Origin of the sequence: Sphingomonas sp. GM_Shp_1 (genome assembly GCF_026540895.1) — a bacterium.
Classification (GTDB): domain Bacteria; phylum Pseudomonadota; class Alphaproteobacteria; order Sphingomonadales; family Sphingomonadaceae; genus Sphingomonas.
On sequence record NZ_JALNUR010000011.1, the window covers coordinates 65,256 to 82,411 of the forward strand.

At 66.4% G+C, this 17,156-nt stretch carries 11 protein-coding genes; 3 read left to right on the forward strand and 8 right to left on the reverse strand.

Annotated elements, in window-relative coordinates; translation table 11 throughout:
* Positions 1 to 45: 45 nt before the first annotated feature.
* The 7 genes from cobA to OXQ33_RS08025 form a co-directional block, all read right to left on the reverse strand.
* Positions 46 to 843 carry a uroporphyrinogen-III C-methyltransferase gene (gene cobA, locus OXQ33_RS07995; RefSeq protein WP_267434153.1) on the reverse strand — a complete coding sequence of 266 codons (798 nt, stop codon included), beginning with the start codon at positions 841 to 843 and terminating at the stop codon, positions 46 to 48.
* Entirely contained in the window at positions 830 to 3,424 is a 2,595-nt protein-coding gene (locus OXQ33_RS08000; protein WP_267434154.1) for a nitrate reductase, read from the reverse strand. Before OXQ33_RS08000 ends, cobA begins: the two co-directional genes overlap by 14 nt.
* A gap of 127 nt (positions 3,425 to 3,551) precedes the next feature.
* Positions 3,552 to 3,890 carry a nitrite reductase small subunit NirD gene (gene nirD / locus OXQ33_RS08005; RefSeq protein ID WP_230482309.1) on the reverse strand — a complete coding sequence of 113 codons (339 nt, stop codon included), beginning with the start codon at positions 3,888 to 3,890 and terminating at the stop codon, positions 3,552 to 3,554.
* On the reverse strand, positions 3,887 to 6,367 hold the full coding sequence (nirB, locus tag OXQ33_RS08010; protein ID WP_267434155.1) for a nitrite reductase large subunit NirB: 2,481 nt from the start codon (positions 6,365 to 6,367) through the stop codon (positions 3,887 to 3,889). The genes nirD and nirB overlap by 4 nt, the downstream gene beginning before the upstream one ends.
* 28 nt (positions 6,368 to 6,395) lie before the next feature.
* A complete protein-coding gene (locus OXQ33_RS08015) occupies positions 6,396 to 7,640 on the reverse strand; it encodes a nitrate/nitrite transporter (protein WP_267434156.1) in 1,245 nt (414 codons plus the stop codon).
* Positions 7,641 to 7,983: 343 nt separating this feature from the next.
* Entirely contained in the window at positions 7,984 to 9,195 is a 1,212-nt protein-coding gene (locus tag OXQ33_RS08020; RefSeq protein WP_267434157.1) for a CmpA/NrtA family ABC transporter substrate-binding protein, read from the reverse strand.
* Positions 9,192 to 9,773: an ANTAR domain-containing protein gene (locus tag OXQ33_RS08025; protein ID WP_267434158.1), complete on the reverse strand. Its 582-nt coding sequence runs from the start codon at positions 9,771 to 9,773 to the stop codon at positions 9,192 to 9,194. Before OXQ33_RS08025 ends, OXQ33_RS08020 begins: the two co-directional genes overlap by 4 nt.
* A gap of 201 nt (positions 9,774 to 9,974) precedes the next feature.
* On the opposite strand from OXQ33_RS08025, the gene OXQ33_RS08030 reads away from it, so the two are divergent.
* The 3 genes from OXQ33_RS08030 (at position 9,975) to OXQ33_RS08040 (ending at position 15,235) form a co-directional block, all read left to right on the forward strand.
* Complete coding sequence (locus OXQ33_RS08030) at positions 9,975 to 10,991, forward strand: arabinan endo-1,5-alpha-L-arabinosidase (RefSeq protein ID WP_267434159.1); 1,017 nt, start codon at positions 9,975 to 9,977, stop codon at positions 10,989 to 10,991.
* Positions 10,988 to 12,028: a glycoside hydrolase family 43 protein gene (locus tag OXQ33_RS08035; protein ID WP_346015347.1), complete on the forward strand. Its 1,041-nt coding sequence runs from the start codon at positions 10,988 to 10,990 to the stop codon at positions 12,026 to 12,028. Before OXQ33_RS08030 ends, OXQ33_RS08035 begins: the two co-directional genes overlap by 4 nt.
* A 297-nt stretch (positions 12,029 to 12,325) precedes the next feature.
* Entirely contained in the window at positions 12,326 to 15,235 is a 2,910-nt protein-coding gene (locus OXQ33_RS08040) for a TonB-dependent receptor (protein ID WP_267434160.1), read from the forward strand.
* 450 nt (positions 15,236 to 15,685) lie between these two features.
* Here the strand turns inward: OXQ33_RS08040 and OXQ33_RS08045 are convergent, their stop codons facing one another.
* Positions 15,686 to 17,131, reverse strand: coding sequence for a GH1 family beta-glucosidase (locus OXQ33_RS08045; RefSeq protein ID WP_267434161.1), 1,446 nt, complete (start codon positions 17,129 to 17,131; stop codon positions 15,686 to 15,688).
* Between the last annotated feature and the right edge of the window lie 25 nt (positions 17,132 to 17,156).

Sequence of the window (17,156 nt, forward strand, 5' to 3'; positions counted from 1 at the left end):
CATTCCTCCCCTGCACGGGGAGGAATGGGTGAATATCGATCGGCTCTAGCGAACGTTCAGGGATGTCAGCGTCGTGCATTGGTGCGAATGAACACTGCTGCCCGTCCGGCGCGCGCCGATCGCTTCGCCGATCATGAGCAGGGCGGGGTCCTTGTCGCCGATGGTGCGGGTGAGGAAGCCCAGCGCGTCGAGGCGGCCGGTGATCAGCCTTTCGGTCGGTAGCGAGACGTTCACCGCGATCATCACCGGCGTTTCGGGCGGCATGCCCGCCGCGATCAACTGGCGCGCGATTTCTGGCGCGGCGGCGCGGCCCATATAGACGGCCAGCGTCGCATCGGGGGCGGCGAGGGCCTGCCAGTCGAGCGACAGGGGCTCGCCCTCCCGCAAATGCGCGGTGACCAGGGTCAGGCGGCGCGACAAGCCGCGCAGGGTCAGCGAGATGCTGCCCGAAGCCGCCGCCGCGCTCGCCGCCGTGATACCGGGGCAGACGCGGACGGCGATTCCGGCGGCGCGGCAGGCGTCGATCTCCTCGGTCGAGCGGCCGAAGATCGACGGATCGCCGCCCTTCAGCCGGACGACCCGCTGGCCCGACAGTGCCGCCGCGACGATCAGGCTGTCGATCGTGCCCTGGTCCCTGGAGTGGCGGCCCGAGCGCTTGCCGACGCTGGACAGTTCGGCCGTGTCGGGGACGAGCGCCAGGATATCCGGGCCGACCAGCGCATCGTAGAAGACGATATCGGCGGCGGCGATCAGTCGCTCGGCCTTGCGGGTCAATAGCTCGGGATCGCCGGGGCCTGCCCCGACCAGCCAGACCGAACCGGCGGGAAAATCATCCATGCGCATGGGCGGGCTCCTGGGTTTCGGCGAGCAGGCGGGCGAGGGCGGGGCGGCACGATCCGCAATTGGTGCCAGCCCCCAGCGCCGCGCCGATGGCGGCGACATCGGCAAGCTGCCGGTCGCGGATCGCGGTCACGATGGTGCGGACCCCGATGTCGAAACAGGCGCAGACGATCGCCCCGCGCTCGACCGCCGCGCCGGGTGCGCGTCCGGCGAGAATGGTGGGGGCGACTTCGCTTGCGCTGAGCTGTGCGATCAGCCAGTCGCGGCCCGGCAACTCCCCCCGCTCGGTCAGGAACAGCGCGGCGGCGAGGCGATCCTCGGCGATCACTGCGACGCGGCGCGATCCGCGCGCGGGGTCGGTCACCTCGATCCGCTGGCCCTTGGGAAGCAGGGTTTCCAGCACGACCGGATCGCCATCGCCCGCGACCTCCCACAGCCAGCCGCCGGGAATGGCGACCCGCGTGGCCCACAGGCAGTCCGGCGTCGCCACCGCCTCGCCGGTCAGGATGACGAAGCCACGCCAGCGAGTCGCGACGGCGGCGATACTGGCGGGGGTGCGCTTGAAGCCCGGCTGGCCCGAATAGGGATCGGTCAACGGGCGGGGGAGCAGGCCGGTGCGGCCGCCCTTCGCGGTCCGGTCGGTCCAGTGGATCGGTACGAACAGCTCGCCGGGGCGTTGTCCGGCGCTGACCGCCACGCGGTAGAGGCTTTCTCCCTGCGGCGTCGCGACGCGGGCCAGACCGCCATCGGTCAGCGCCAGCCGTGCGGCATCGTCGGGGTGCACCTCGACCAACGGCTCCTCGCGGTGGCGCGCCAGCTTGGGGGCCAGGCCGGTGCGGGTCATCGTATGCCAATGGTCGCGATAACGACCGGTGTTGAGCGTCATCGGCCAGTCGCGAAGCGGCTCGGGTAGCGGTTTTTGTGTCACGGGGATCAGGCGGGCGCGGCCATCGGGCGTGGGGAAACGGCCATCGGCAAAGGGCGTGCCGCCCCAGCGGAACGGCTCCATCGCGTCATAATCGCCATTGCCGCCGCTCCACCGGCCGGGCAGCGCGAACAGGCGCTGGCCGTCATTCTCGTAAGCGGACAGGCGGCAATGCTCGCGCCAGATTTCGGCGGGGCGGTCATAGGAAAAGGCGGTCTTCCAGCCCATGCGGCGGCCGACTTCCTTGACGATCCACCAGTCGGGCTTGGCCTCGCCGGGCAAGGGGAAAAGGGCGCGCTGGCGGCTGATCGTGCGGTCGCTATTGGTGACGGTGCCGTCCTTCTCGCCCCAGGCGGCGGCGGGCAGGCGGACATGGGCGTGGACCGAACTGTCGGTCTCGGCGATCACGTCGCTGACCACGACAAAGGGGCAGGCGGCCAGCGCCTCGCGTACCGCGCCCGCGTCGGGCATCGAGACGGCGGGGTTGGTTGCCATGATCCACAGCGCCTTGATCCGGCCCTGGCCCAGCTCGCGAAACAGGTCGACGGCCTTCAGCCCCGGCTTGGGGGCGATGGTGGGGGATGCCCAGAAGCGCTGGACCCGCGCGCGGTTGTCGGGCGCGAAGTCCATATGCGCGGCCAGCGTCGAGGCGAGGCCGCCGACCTCGCGCCCGCCCATCGCATTGGGCTGTCCGGTGATCGAGAAGGGGGCCGCGCCCGGCTTGCCGATCCGGCCGGTGGCGAGGTGGAGGTTGAGGATCGCGTTGACTTGGTCGGTGCCGGCGGTCGACTGGTTGATCCCTTGGCTGAACAGGGTGACGGTGCGCGGGGTGGCGGCGAACAGTTCGTAGAAGCGGCGCAGATCGGCGGGCGCGACGTCGCAGGTCCTGGCGACCGACCAGAGATCGCTGCCTTCGTCCAGCGCGGTCCAGAAATCATCGGGCACGTTGAGGGAGGCGTTCAGGAAATCCTCGTCCACCAGCCCCGCCGCGCGGACCCAGGCGAGCGCGCCGTTCATCAGCGCCACGTCGCTTCCTGGCCGGATGGCGAGGTGGAGGTCGGCTTGCTCGGCCGTCTCGGTCCGGCGCGGGTCGATGACGACCAGCTTCGCGCCCGCATCGCACCGGGCGCGGATGCGTTGATAGACGATGGGGTGGCACCAGGCGGTGTTGCTGCCGACCAGGACGATCAGGTCGGCGGCGTCGATGTCGTCGTAGGAGGCGGGCACCACGTCCTCGCCGAACGCGCGGGTGTGGCCCGCCACCGCGCTTGACATGCACAGGCGCGAATTGGTGTCGATATTGGCCGAGCCGATAAAGCCCTTCATCAGCTTGTTGGCGAGGTAATAATCTTCCGTGAGCAACTGGCCCGAGACATAAAAGGCGACGCTATCGGGGCCGTGCTGTGCGACGGTATCGCGGAAGCGCTTGGCCACCAGGTCCAGCGCCTTGTCCCACGACGCGCGGCGCTTGCCGATCAAGGGGTGGAGGAGGCGGCCCTCCAGGCCGACCGTCTCGCCCAGATGGGTGCCCTTGGAACAGAGTTTGCCGCGATTGGCGGGGTGGTCGGGGTCGCCCTCTATCCGCACGGCGCGCTCGCCGGTCACGGTCGCGCGGATGCCGCAGCCGACGCCGCAATAGGCACAGGTGGTGCGGATCATAAGCCCTCTCCCCTCTGGGGAGAGGGTTGGGTGAGGGGTTCGGGCCTCGCAGAGATGTTCAGCTCGGTGAGACACCTGCCCCTCACCCCGACCCTCTCCCCGGAGGGGAGAGGGAGATGGTTGCTCTTCACGCCGCCGCCTTCAGGGTGCTGGCGCGGCAGATCAGCACGCGGCCGCCGCTGATCTTCACCGGTACGGTCGGGGTGCAGCCCTTGTCCTCGCCCAGCGCCTCGCCGGTGCTGAGCGAAATCCGCCAATTGTGCAGCGGGCAGGCCACCGCGCCGCCATGGACGATGCCCTGGCTCAACCGCCCATGCTTGTGCGGGCAGCGGTCGAGCAGCGCGAAGACGCTGTTCTCGCCGGTGCGGAAGACGGCGATGTCGTCGCCGCCCTCGACCTGGACCGTGCGGCTCCCTCGCAGGGGGATTTCCTCGACCCAGCCGATATCGAGCCATTCGCCAATCATGCCATTTCTCCAACCGGCTGGAAGCGCGCCATCGGCGCATGGATTTCGCGTTCGGCCCCGGCGACACGCTCGGCCCAGGGGTCTTCTTGCGAGAAGGCTTGCGAATAGAAGAAGCGCCGGGCCAGTTCGGCGCGTTCGTCGGCATCGGGCAGGAGGCGCGACTGGATATAGGCCAGCCCAACCCGCTCGATCCACGGCGCGGTGCGCTCCAGATAGCGCGCTTCCTCGCGATAGAGTTGGATGAAGGCGGCGCACATTTCCATCGCTTCCTGCTCCGTCGTCACTTTGCAGAGCAGGTCGGTGGCGCGGACCTTGATCCCGCCATTGCCGCCGACATGGAGTTCATAGCCCGAGTCCACACAGACCACGCCGAAGTCCTTGATCGTCGCCTCGGCACAATTGCGCGGGCAGCCGGACACCGCGATCTTGAACTTGTGCGGCATCCATGACCCCCAGGTCGCGCGCTCCAGCTTGACGCCCAGGCCGGTCGAATCCTGCGTGCCGAAGCGGCACCATTCGGAGCCGACACAGGTCTTCACTGTGCGCAAGCTCTTGCCATAGGCATGGCCCGAGACCATGCCGGCCGCGTTCAGATCGGCCCAGACGGCGGGCAGGTCTTCCTTCCTGATGCCGAAGATGTCGAGCCGCTGGCCGCCGGTCACCTTGACCATCGGCGCGTTGAACTTCTCGACCACATCGGCGATCGCGCGCAGTTCCTTCGGGCTGGTGATCCCGCCCCACATGCGCGGCACGACCGAATAGGTGCCGTCCTTCTGGATGTTGGCGTGCATCCGCTCGTTGACGAAACGGCTCTGCTGGTCGTCGACATAGTCGCCGGGCAGCGCGCAGAGCAGATAGTAATTGAGCGCCGGGCGGCAGGAGGAGCAGCCGTCGGGCGTCGACCAGTGCAGCTTCTGCATGACCTCGGGGATCGAGCGCATGTCCTGCGCGACGATCTCGCGGCGGACATCGTCATGGCCGAAGCTGGTGCATTTGCACATCGTCTTCGGCCCCGCCTCCACCTCGTCGCCAAGGGTGAGCGCGAGCAGCGTCTCGACCAGCCCGGTGCACGAGCCGCAGCTCGCCGACGCCTTGCAGGTGGCGCGGACGGCGTCGAGGCTGTGCGCGCCCTTGGCGATGCACGACACGACCTGGCCCTTGGTGACGCCGTTGCAGCCGCAAATCTCCGCCGTGTCGGAGAGCGCCGCAACGGCCGCTTTAGGGTCCGCCTGCCCACCTCCGGAGGCGAAGGCCTGGCCGAAGATCAGCGCGTCGCGGATGTCGCCGACAGGCTCGCCCTTTTTGAGCAGGTCGAAATACCAGTTGCCGTCGGCGGTGTCGCCATAGAGCACCGCGCCGACGATCCGGTCGTCCTTGACCACGACACGCTTGTAGATGCCGCGCGCCGCGTCGCGCAGCACGATATCCTCCGCGCCGTTGCCGCCGCCGAAATCGCCCGCCGAGAAGACGTCGAGCCCGGCGACCTTCAGCTTGGTTGCGGTGGCGGTCGGGCGGTAGCCGGACGGCGCGCCGGTCAGCGCATCGGCCAGTGACCGGCACATGTCCCAGAGCGGCGCGACGAGGCCATAGACCTGTCCGTCATGCTCGACACACTCGCCGACCGCCAGAATGCGTGGGTCGGACGTCACCATATGGTCGTCCACCTTGATCCCGCGTCCGACTTCCAACCCTGCTGCACGGGCCAGCGCGACCGAGGGGCGGATGCCGACCGCCATCACCACCAGATCGGCGGCGATCTCGCGCCCGTCCTTCAGGCGGATCGCCTCGACCTTGCCGTCGCCGACGATCTCGGCGGTGTCGGCACCGCACAGCACGGTTTGGCCGCGCGCCTCCAGCGCCTGTTTCAGCAGCCAGCCCGCCGCTTCGTCCAGTTGCCGTTCCATCAGGGTCGGCATCAGGTGGAGGACGGTGACCTTCATACCCCGAAGCGAGAGGCCATGCGCCGCCTCCAGCCCGAGCAGGCCGCCACCGATCACCACCGCGCTGCCACCCCGTTCGGCGGCGGCGAGCATATGCTCGACATCCTTCATGTCGCGGAAGCTGATAACGCCGGGCAGGTCATGGCCGGGCACCGGGATGATGAACGGGTCGGAGCCGGTCGCGATCAGCAGTCGGTCATAGTCCAGCACCATGCCGCTCTTCGCGGTGACGGTGCGCGTTTCCCGGTCGATGGCGGTGACGGGATCGCCGCTGACCAGGGTGATGCCGTTATCTTCATACCAGTCGAGCCCGTTGATGACGATCTCGTCGAACGTCTTCTCGCCCGCCAGCACCGGCGACAGCATGATCCGGTTGTAATTCACCAACGGCTCGGCACCGAAGATGGTGATGCGGTAGCGGCCGGGATCGCGGGCGAGCAGTTCCTCGACCGCGCGGCACCCCGCCATGCCGTTGCCGACGACGATGAGATGCTCGCGGGTGTCGACCTTGGCGGCGCTCAGGACTTCGTGTTTCATCGGTTCGATCCGGGCAAGAGGAAAAGCATCAGATCCGCACGCCATCGGCTGCGCCCCAACTGCGGCGCCAATGGCCCTTGACCAGCGTCAGCCCGGCCAGCGCCACCAGGGCGAGGGCGGCGAAGATCAGGAAGCCGCCCGAGAAGCTGCCGGTCCACTGCTTGGCAATGCCCAGCGACGAGGCGAGGTAGAAGCCGCCGATGCCGCCCGCCATGCCGACCAGTCCGGTCATCACGCCGATCTCGGCGGCGAAGCGCTGCGGCACCAGTTGGAACACCGAACCATTGCCGACACCCAGCGCCAGCATGGACAGGACGAACAGCGCCAGCGAGGCGGCGAACCCGTCGACCATCGCCACGCCGGTCAGCGTGACGGCGGCGGCGGCGAAGACGGCCATCAGCGCCTTCACCCCACCGATCGCATCGGCCAGCGCGCCGCCCATCGGCCGGACCAGCGACCCGGCGAAGACACAGGCGGCGGTGGCATAGCCCGCCTGCACCGGGGTCAGACCGAAACGATCGGTGAAATAGATGGGCAGGCTGGCGGCGAGACCCACGAACCCGCCGAAGGTGACGGCGTAGAAGCCCATCAGCCACCAGGCATCGGCCTGTTTCAGCGGCGCGAGATATTCGACCAAGCGGCGCGGGGCGGGGGCACCCGGTGCGTCCTTGGCCATCGCCATATAGGCGACGAAGACCAGGGTGAGCGGCAGGCAGGCGAGGCCCAGCACCGCGTTCCAGCCGAACAGCTTGGCCAGTGCGGGCGCGAACAGCGCGGCGAGGACCGTACCCGAATTGCCCATACCCGCCAGGCCCATGGCCTTGCCCTGATGCTCGGGCGGATACCAGCGGCTGGCGAGCGGCAATGCGATGGCGAAGCTCGCGCCTGCAAAGCCCAGTATCACGCCCAGCGCCAGCGTGCCGCCAAAGCTGTTCACCCCCAGCACCCAGGCGGAAAAGAGGCCCCCAATCACGATGATCTGGCTGATCGCGCCCGCCCGCTTCGGCCCGATCCGGTCGACGAGCAGCCCGTTGACGACACGCAGGACCGCACCCGCCAGAGTCGGCACCGCGACCATCACGCCCTTCTCCGCCGGGGTCAGTCCCAGGCTGGCCGAGATTTGCGGGGCGAGGGGCCCCAACAGCACCCAGACCATGAAGGCCAGGTCGAAATACAGGAACGCCGCGATCAGGGTCGGCGTATGGCCGCTCGACCAGAAGCCGCCGTCATCGGCTTTTGTCTTTTCGGTGTCGTCCCAGAATGCCGTCGCCATCGTGCCGCCTCTATGGGCCCAGGGCCCAAAACGAAAAAAGCCGCCAGGACGCGGTGCCCTTGCGGGTCGCATCCTGGCGGCTTCGTTGCCTCCAAGCGGGAACGGGCAAAGCCCGCCTCCGCCAGCGCGCTGCCCCATCGTTGGAACGGCCTGCGCTGCTATCTCGTGTCCGACTCCATTGCCGGACGAAGCGAAAATTGCCTGATTCGCGGACCCCGCGCAAGTCCCTTTCGCTGTTGCAGCAAAATGTGGGGCTTTCCGTCATCCCAGCGAAGGCTGGGATCTCTGGCCGGGGGTGTTCTCCAATCGCGAAAAGGCCCCAGCCTGCGCTGGGGCGACGGGGTCAGGGGAGGCCCGCCAAATACCCCGGAATATCGTCGGGATCGAACGCGCGCCCGTCGAAGAACCGGTCGCTGCCCAGTACCAGCCGTCCTTGCGTCGATCCCGCCCCGATCGGCTCGACCAGCGCGCCCTCCAGCTTCGAGCTGGCACCGGGCAGCGGCGCGCCCGATCCGGCCAGGGCGGCGCGGTACAGGTCCGGGCGGAACACGCCTTGCGCGGTCGCGGCGTCGGTGGTCGAGAAGGCCGGGCCCTCCCACCGCACCATCTGTGCATAGAGCCAGGCCGCCTGGCTGCGCCATGGGAAGTTCGCCGCCTCGCGATACTGGAACATGAAGTCCGGATAATGGACCGGCTCGCCGCCCGGCACCACGCGGATGCGGTCGGTGATCGCGCGCAGGATCGCATCGACCGGCGCGTCCAGATAGTGCGGGCGCGACAGGATGGCTGCGCTCTGCTCGACCGTCTCGGGATCGACGAAATGCGCCGCCGCCGTATGGAGCCCGCGGATCAGCGACAGGACGCCGTCGCGCCGCTCTTCCGCCCGGTCGGCGCGCATCGCCAGTACCTTTTCGACGCCGCGCCGCCAGATCTGCGCGGTGGCGAGCGCGATCCGGCCGACGCCGCGATCGACCGCGATGGAGTTCCAGGGCTCGCCGACACAGATGCCGTCCACCTCTCCGGCGGCCAGCGCATCGGCGGCGAAGGGTGGGCTGGTGACGATGATCGCGACATCCGTGTCCGGGCGGATGCCGACGCCCGCCAGCCAGTAGCGGAGCATGTAATTGTGGCTGGAATGGCGATGCACCACCCCGAAGCGCAGCGGCTTGCCCGCGTCCCGCCGCTGCTCCGCCACCGCCTTCAGCGCCGCACCGATGGCGACCGGATCGCCCAAAGTCTCGCCCAGGCCGACCGCCTCGCCCAGCGCGATCGAGAAGGTGATGGCATTGCCGTTCAGCCCCAGCACGAAGGGCACCGCCATCGGCACCGCCGGACGGTCACGCCCCAGCGCGGTCGATATGGCGAGCGGCGCCACCAGATGCGCGGCATCGGTATGGCCATAAAGCAGCCGGTCGCGCACCGCCGCCCAGGTCACGTCGCGGACCAGCTCGATGGCGATCCCCTCAGCCTCGGCAAAGCCAAGTTCGTGCGCCAGGATAGGCAGGGCGGCGTCGACCAGCGGCAGGAAGCCGATGCGGAACGGGTCGAGGCTCATGGCAAATCTCCCATCAGCTGCTCGCTGGTCACGATCGCCTCCGCCACCTCGGCGATGCGGCGGTTGGTGGTCATGGCGTGGCTGCGCAGCAGGGCATAGGCGGCGGGCTCGTCGACGCCGCGCCGGCGCATCAGGATCGCCTTGGCCCGGTCGATCACCTGCCGGTCGGCCAGCGCGGTCCTGGCTTCGGCCAGTTCGGTCTGGAGCCGCGAAAAGGCCTGGAACCGGCGCACGGCCAGGTCGAGGATCGGCTTGATCCGCTGCTTGGCGAGGCCGTCGACGACATAGGCCGATACGCCCGCATCGACGGCGGCCATGGTCGATTCCGGCTCCGACTGGTCGACGAACATCGCGATGGGCCGATCCAGCGCGCGCGACATGGCGAAGAAATCCTCCAGCACGTCGCGGCTGGGATTTTCCAGGTTGATCAGCACGACCTCGGGTGCGGCGCGCTCCACCTGCGCGGCCAGCGGCCCGGCGGGGTCGATCACCACCAGATCGGTCAGCCCCGCCTCGCGCAGGCCATCGGAGATGATCGCGGCGCGCGTGCTGCTGGTATCGATGATCGCGATCCGCATGGCGGCTTGATGCCGTGTCGGCCCCCGATCGACAAGAGGCGAAGGCGATCAATCCCTGTCAAAGCCGCTTGCCTTGGCATATGTCGGACTATAATCAGATGGCATCGGATCGAATGAACGCGATCCCAATAAGATAGATCATTCGTACGGGGGAGATCGCCGATCATGCGCCATTTGGGCCGATCATGGAGCTTGCGCGCCATGCGCGTGCTGCTTTTGACCGGCGCGCTGATGGTGAGCGGACAGGCGCTGCACTCCGCCGCGACCAATCGGCCATTGTCCGGCGATATCGTGCCCGCACACGACCCCGTTCTGATCCGCGAAGGCGATGTCTATTACTCCTACTCGACCGGACAGCGCGCGAGGAAGCCGCTGGTGGCGCGCATGTCGCGCGATCTGCGATCCTGGACGCCTCTGGCCTCGCCGCTGCCCGCCATTCCCGATTGGGCGCTCGCGGCGGTCCCGGGCGCGCGGGAGATGTGGGCTCCCGACATAGCGCGCGTCGGCGCGCGCTATCGGCTCTATTACTCGGTTTCGACCTTCGGCAAGCAGCGTTCGGTCATCGGTCTGGCGACCGCGACGACGCTCGATCCGGCGCGCGCCGACTATGGCTGGCGGGACGAGGGGCTGGTGATCGCCTCGCGCGAGGGCGACGGTTACAACGCGATCGACCCGGCCTTCGCGCGCGATCGGCGGGGCGGCGAGTGGCTGGCATTCGGCAGCTTCTGGGGCGGGATACAGTTGATCCGGCTCGACCCCCGCACCGGCAAGCCCGCACCCGACGCACGCCCGGTGACGATCGCTGCCCGCGCAGTGGGGGAGGGCGATGGCGGCGGCAACGCGATCGAGGCGCCCTTCATCGTCGATCACGGCGGCTGGTACTGGCTGATCGTCTCGTTCGACCTGTGCTGTCGGGGAACGAAGAGCAGCTATCACCTGCGCGTCGGTCGGGCGCGATCGATCGACGGGCCCTATATCGACCGGAGCGGACGGGCGATGCGTGACGGCGGCGGAACCGTGCTGTTGCGGGCCGATGCCGAAGGACGCGACCGGTTTCGCGGGCCCGGCCATGCGGGCGTGCTGCACGATCGCGACGGGCGCGATTACCTCATTCATCATGCCTATGACGCCGAGGCCAAGGGGGCCTCGACGCTGCGGATCGCCCGGCTTCGCTGGGATGCGGGCGGCTGGCCCGTGGTTGAAAAGGAGACGCCATGACCGACTTCGTAATGACCCGTCGCGCTTTGGTGGCGGGCGGCGCGGCGCTGGCCGCTATTCCGGCACTGGGTCGGGCGACGGCCCCCGGCGCGGAGCGGGTGACGAACCCGCTGATCCGGCAGCGTGCCGATGCGCAGATCGCGCTTCAGGCGGACGGCCTCTATACCTTCATGGCGTCGGTCCCCGAATATGACCGGGTGGTGCTGCGCCGCGCCAAGACCATCGGCGGCCTGGCGACCGCGCCGGAGACGGTGCTGTGGCGGCGGCCCGCATCGGGCAGGATGGCCGGGCATATCTGGGCCCCCGAAATCCATCAGATCGATGGCCGCTGGTATGTCTATGTCGCGGCGGGGGATGGCGGCGACGTCTTCCACATCCGCACCTATGTCCTGCAATGCGACGGCCCCGATCCGGTGACGGGGAAATGGTCGCTGCTGGGGCAGCTGGAAACGCCGTGGGACACGTTCACACTCGATTCCACGACCTTCGTCCATCGCGGCACCCGCTATCTGGCCTGGGCGCAGAAGGAGCCGGGGATCGACACCAATTCCAATCTGTATCTGGCGCCGCTGGCCACTCCGACCACGCTGGCGGCGCGGCCCGCGCGGCTGACCGTGCCGACGCTGCCATGGGAGGTACAGGGGTTCAAGGTCGCGGAAGGCCCCGCGCCGCTGATCCGCAACGGCTGCATCTTCATGACTTATTCGGCCAGCGCGACCGATGCGCGTTATTGCATGGGGATGCTGATGGCGCGCGACGACGCCGATCTGATGGATCCCGCCGCCTGGACCAAATCGCCCGAGCCGGTCTTCCGCACCGATGCCGCGCGGCGGATCTACGGCCCCGGCCATAACAGCTTCACGGTCGATCGGGCGGGCAAGGACGTGCTGGTCTATCATGCCCGCGATTACGAGCCGATCACCGGCGATCCGCTCTACGACCCCAATCGCGACACGCGGGTCCAGCGATTCGGCTATCGGGCCGACGGCACCCCCGATTTCGGACGACCGGTCGCGAACGGTCCCGTCTTGATCTGAGGCAAGGGTGCGAGGGCTCCGGCTCTCGCATCCGGTTTGCTCCCGGTTTATAAGACCGACAAGAGACAGCGGCGCAAATTCTATGCACCAGTCGGCCTAGAAGACGGACAAAAAACGTTATTTTGCCAATGTTTGCGCTAACATCACGATGCCTGCTGAAGCCTTGGTGTTGCTCAAAATCCACGACCTGAATTGTCTATCATTATTTCGTCATCTCCAGCTTGACCGGAGCGTCGGATAGTCAGACAAATCGCTTCGACCGGTACCGAAAGTTCGGACCGTATGAGGGGAGATTCGATGAAGCATCACGTCCTGCTGCTGTCGGTTGCGCCATGGGCGCTTCTGGCCGCGCCCGCCATGGCGCAGACCGCCGCGCCCGACCAGAAGGCGCAGACCGCCGATCCCAACGCGCCGATCGAAACGCAGACACAGGTCGGAATCCAGCAGGATGTTCAGGAGGTTCCGGACCGCAGCCCGGTCCAGGCCTCGACCACGGGACTGGACGAACAGGCCGTCGACCCGCGCGACATCGTCGTCACCGGCTATCGCGCCAGCCTGGGTTCGGCGCAGGCGATCAAGCGCAATTCCGACGCGATCCTCGACGCGATCGTCGCCCAGGATATCGGCAAGTTGCCCGACAATACGGCGGCGGAGTCGCTGGCGCGCGTCACCGGCGTGCAGGTCAGCCGCTATAGCGACGAAGTGACCCAGGTCCTGGTGCGCGGCCTGCCCGACGTGGCGACGACCTTCAACGGCCGCGACATCTTCACCGCGGAGAACCGCCGCGCCGCCCTTCAGGATTTCCCAGCGGGCGCGCTGGCGGGGCTGGAGGTCTATAAATCGGGCACCGCCGATCTGCTGGAGCCGGGTCTGGCGGGCCTGATCAATGTCCGTTCGCGTCGCCCCTTCGATTTCGAAAAGGGCTTCACCATCGCGGGCGGCGTTCGCGGTACCTATAACGACCAGTCGAAGAAGTTCGACCCGCTCGGCAACCTCCTGATCAGCCAGCGCGCCGACACCGCGATCGGTGAGATCGGCTGGCTCATCAACGCCGCCTATACCCAGGCGCAGTATCGCAATGCGGTGCGCTGGGGCGAGGGCAACACCAACTCGCCGACGGCGGGCACGACGGTGCTGCCGAGCTCGGTCGGCCGCGACTTTCAGATACCGACGGCGGTCGGCGTCTATAATGACAGCGGTAAGCGCTGGCGCCCCGCGATCAACGCCAGCGTCCAGTGGCGCCCCGCGCACAATCTCGAACTATATTACGACTTCCTCTACCAGGGCTATCGCGGCGAGATCGCGAACGACTGGTTCCGCGTGCCGCTGCTCGACAACAATCCGACGCTCAGCGACGTGGTCCTGCGTCCCGGCCAGCCGCTTCAGGTTCAGAGCCTGACCAAGACCGGCGGCTATCGCCCCGAGGCGTATCGCAGCACCGCCAAGGGCTACACCAACACCTATCAGGCGGCGGGCGGCGCCAAATGGGATGTCGGCCGCGCGCATCTGTCCACCGACCTTGCCTATACCCGGTCGGAATATGGCTCCGACGAATGGAGCTTCGACACGGCCTTCGCCAAGCCGCCGGTGACGAATGTCGATTTCTTCGTCGACAACGGCGTGTCGTTCGATCTGCCCGGCTTCGACAATAAGAACCCGGCCAATTACATCTGGCGCGGCTATTATGAAGCGACCTACCGCGTACAGGGCAAGGGGTGGCAATGGCGCACCGACCTCGACCTGGAGACCGATCTGTCGCTCCTGCCGAGATTGCAGTTCGGCGTCCGCTGGACCGATCGCGATGCGTCGCTGAAGCGCGGCAACCGCTATGCCTATACCGAGCAGTTGGCGATCCCGCTGTCGGAGGTTCCGGCGGGCGATCTGGGGCTGACCCAGAATGCCTTCCGCGGAAATCAGGGCTTCACCAGCTGGCTGATGCCGTCGCGTGACGGGATTGCGGGCAATGCGCCGCAGCTTCGCCAATATGCGTTCGATGCGCTCCAGCGGCTGGTGGCGGGCAATCCGGCCGACCAGGGGTATCGCGACGCGCTGAACCGTTTCGCCTCGCCCACAGTCCAACTCGACCCGCTGGCCGCCTTCTACGCGACCGAACAGACCTATGCCTTTTACGGGCAGGCCAAATATGAATTCAATATCGGCTCGGTCCGGTTCGACGGTATGCTCGGCACCCGCGTGGTCAACACGGTGGGCGAGTATAGCGGCATCTCGACCGTGGAGTTCGACGGCGTTCGCCGCAGCGAGGTGCGGACGACCCGCGCCAATTATGTCGACATCCTGCCCAACGCGTCGCTGCGTATCCGGCCCGACGACAAGCTGCAAATTCGCTTCGGTATCACCAAGACCCGGACCAAGCCCGAATTTGGCCAGCTGAATCCGGCACTGAACATCACGCAGAACACCCAGGCGATCATTCCGGACCAGCCGCTCGACCCGCGCTTTCCGGCGGGCCTGAACACGCGGCCCAATGCTTATGGCAGCGGCGGTAACCCCGACCTCCGTCCGTTGACCTCGACCAACTATGACGCGACGGTCGAATATTATTTCTCGCCGACCGCATCTCTGACGGCTGCGGTATTCTATCGCGATCTCGATGGCTTCATCAGCAATTACGTCAATCGCACCATCGATCCCTTTTACGGCCTGATCGAAGTCAGCCGTCCGGAAAATGCGGGCAAGGGTCGGATCAAGGGCGTGGAAGTCGGCGGCCAGACCTTTTTCGACTTCCTGCCGGGGCTGTGGAGCGGTTTCGGCGTGCAGGCGAACGTCACTTATTTGGAAGGCAAGCAGCGTTATCCGGCCAACCTGTTCGCCTCGAACGGCGGGACCACCGAACCTCCGTTCGTGCCGATCACCAACCTGTCGAAGTGGACGTACAATATCGCTTTGTTCTACGAAAAGGGCGACGTGTCGACGCGCCTGTCGTTCAACAATCGCGATGCGTTCCTGAACGGCAATTTCATCAACGGCGATGGTTTCTATAACGGCGAAGGCACCACCACTATCCAACGGCTCGATTTCGGGTTCAACTATAACCTGACGAAGGAGATCACCATCGCCTTCGACGCCGCCAACCTGCTGGCCAAGCCGTTCAACAATTATCGCAGCTATGGCAACGGCCTGTCCTATCCGCGGGATGTGCGTGACGAGGGTCGGTACTATGGGCTGGGCGTGCGCTTCCGGTTCTAATAGGGATGATTGCTTGGAAAGCGTGACGGGGATAATGCTCCCCGTCACGCTTTCCGATTGAATCAGCCTCCGCGACATCCGCGTGCGCAGGAATCCCGCGCAATTGCCGCCTCTGTAACGCAGCGATCCCTTTCTGGACCAGTTCCGCGATAGCAGTCGGAAAGCTTGCGCGAATATTCTCGATCGCAAGTTTGGAGGCAGGGTTCACTCTGTGCAATGATCGGTGAAGCCCCAAAAGAAGCAACAAGCAATGCTCCAATAAATGTCTTCATGGCTTATCTCTCCCAGTATCGCGAGTCGCGATGCCGATATGATATGTGAGAAGGGGGTCGTTTTCTGCTATAAAAATGTTATTTATTATGAATAAGGAATAGAATTTATTTAATGATAATTTTTTAGAGTCGCCGCTCCTACGACCGGCGGGCTTTTTTTATTTTCAAAGCTTCGCTATCAGACCAGCGCGTTGCGGCGGATGAGTTCCTTATACCATTGCGCACTCAGCTTGGGGGTGCGCTTCTGGGTGGTATAGTCGACATGGTGCAGGCCGAAGCGCAGGCCATAGCCGTCCGCCCATTCGAAATTGTCCATCAGGCTCCACAGGAAATAGCCCTTCAGCGGATATCCCTCGGCGGCGGCGCGGCGGAACTGGCCCAGATAGTTGCGCAGATACATGATCCGGTCGCCGTCATCGACCAGCCCCTTGTCGTTCAGCACGTCATCGGCCGAGGTGCCGTTCTCGGAGATGTAGATCGCCTTGGGGTTCCACATCTCAGCAACCGCACGCACGCCCCAATAGGCGGCCTCGGGGCCGACATAGAGCCAGGGCGAGGCCATGCGCGGCGAATTCTTCAAATGGGGCAGGGGGGTATAGCCGCGCGGATCGGCGGGGTTCGCCTTGACGAAGGTGGGCGTGTAGATGTTGAGCGCGACGAAATCGAGCGGGCTGCCGATCGCGGCCATGTCGCCCGCCTGCACCTTGGGCGCGTCGGCCCCGGCGGCCGCGAGATAGCTGTCGATATATTTGCCTTCCATGACGGCGGTCAGGAACATGGCGTTCTCGTCGCGCATCGCCTTCTTCGTCGCCTCGATATGCTCGGGCGTTTCGATGACGGGGACGAAGATGCTGGCATTGTCCGCGATGCCGACCTCGGTTCCCGCCTTGGCATGGGCGCGGATCGCCTGGACGCCCAGGCCGTGGGCGAGCACGCCATGGTGCCGGACCTGGTTCACCTGACCCTGGGGCAGCTTCAGGCCCGGCGCGTGGATGCCGACCATATGGCCCAGATCGGTGAAGCAGCGCAGTTCGTTGACCGTCATGAACCGGTGGACGCGGTCGGACAGCTTGCCCGCCATGAAGCCCGCATAGTCGGCAAAGGCCTTGGCCGTGTCGCGATTCTGCCAGCCGCCGGGCAGCGCCTGCGGCAGGTCCCAGTGGAACATGGTGACATTGGGCTGGATGCCCGCCGCGAGCAGGCCGTCGATCACGCGGTTATAATAATCGAGGCCCTTCTGGTTGGGCTTGCCGCGACCCTCGGGGAAGATGCGCGACCAGGCGATCGACATGCGATAGGCCTTCACGCCGAGATTCTTCAGCAGCGCGATGTCTTCGTTATAGCGATGATAGCTGTCGCACGCGACGTCGCCATTGTCGTCGTTCGCGATTCTGCCCGGCGTGTGCGAGAAGACGTCCCAGTTGGTCTGGCCGCGCCCATCCTCCTTCACCGCGCCCTCGATCTGGTAGGAGGCGGTAGCGCAACCCCACAGGAAATCCTTGGGAAAGCTCAGGTCCGATGCGGTCGCGGCGGCCGCGCGGGTGGCGGCCAGCGTGCCGCCACCGGTGGCGAGCGCGGCACCGCCCATCGCCATGCCGGACTTCATGAAATTACGACGATCCATGGATTGTGGTCCCCTCCGAAAATAT

What these genes read in the sequence shown, in the direction of transcription:
- cobA (WP_267434153.1), bottom strand. Translation starts at nt 843, where the DNA reads ATGCGCATGGATGATTTTCCCGCCGGTTCGGTCTGGCTGGTCGGGGCA.
- OXQ33_RS08000 (WP_267434154.1), bottom strand. Translation starts at nt 3,424, where the DNA reads ATGATCCGCACCACCTGTGCCTATTGCGGCGTCGGCTGCGGCATCCGC.
- nirD (WP_230482309.1), bottom strand. Translation starts at nt 3,890, where the DNA reads ATGATTGGCGAATGGCTCGATATCGGCTGGGTCGAGGAAATCCCCCTG.
- nirB (WP_267434155.1), bottom strand. Translation starts at nt 6,367, where the DNA reads ATGAAACACGAAGTCCTGAGCGCCGCCAAGGTCGACACCCGCGAGCAT.
- OXQ33_RS08015 (WP_267434156.1), bottom strand. Translation starts at nt 7,640, where the DNA reads ATGGCGACGGCATTCTGGGACGACACCGAAAAGACAAAAGCCGATGAC.
- OXQ33_RS08020 (WP_267434157.1), bottom strand. Translation starts at nt 9,195, where the DNA reads ATGAGCCTCGACCCGTTCCGCATCGGCTTCCTGCCGCTGGTCGACGCC.
- OXQ33_RS08025 (WP_267434158.1), bottom strand. Translation starts at nt 9,773, where the DNA reads ATGCGGATCGCGATCATCGATACCAGCAGCACGCGCGCCGCGATCATC.
- OXQ33_RS08030 (WP_267434159.1), top strand. Translation starts at nt 9,975, where the DNA reads ATGCGCGTGCTGCTTTTGACCGGCGCGCTGATGGTGAGCGGACAGGCG.
- OXQ33_RS08035 (WP_346015347.1), top strand. Translation starts at nt 10,988, where the DNA reads ATGACCGACTTCGTAATGACCCGTCGCGCTTTGGTGGCGGGCGGCGCG.
- OXQ33_RS08040 (WP_267434160.1), top strand. Translation starts at nt 12,326, where the DNA reads ATGAAGCATCACGTCCTGCTGCTGTCGGTTGCGCCATGGGCGCTTCTG.
- OXQ33_RS08045 (WP_267434161.1), bottom strand. Translation starts at nt 17,131, where the DNA reads ATGGATCGTCGTAATTTCATGAAGTCCGGCATGGCGATGGGCGGTGCC.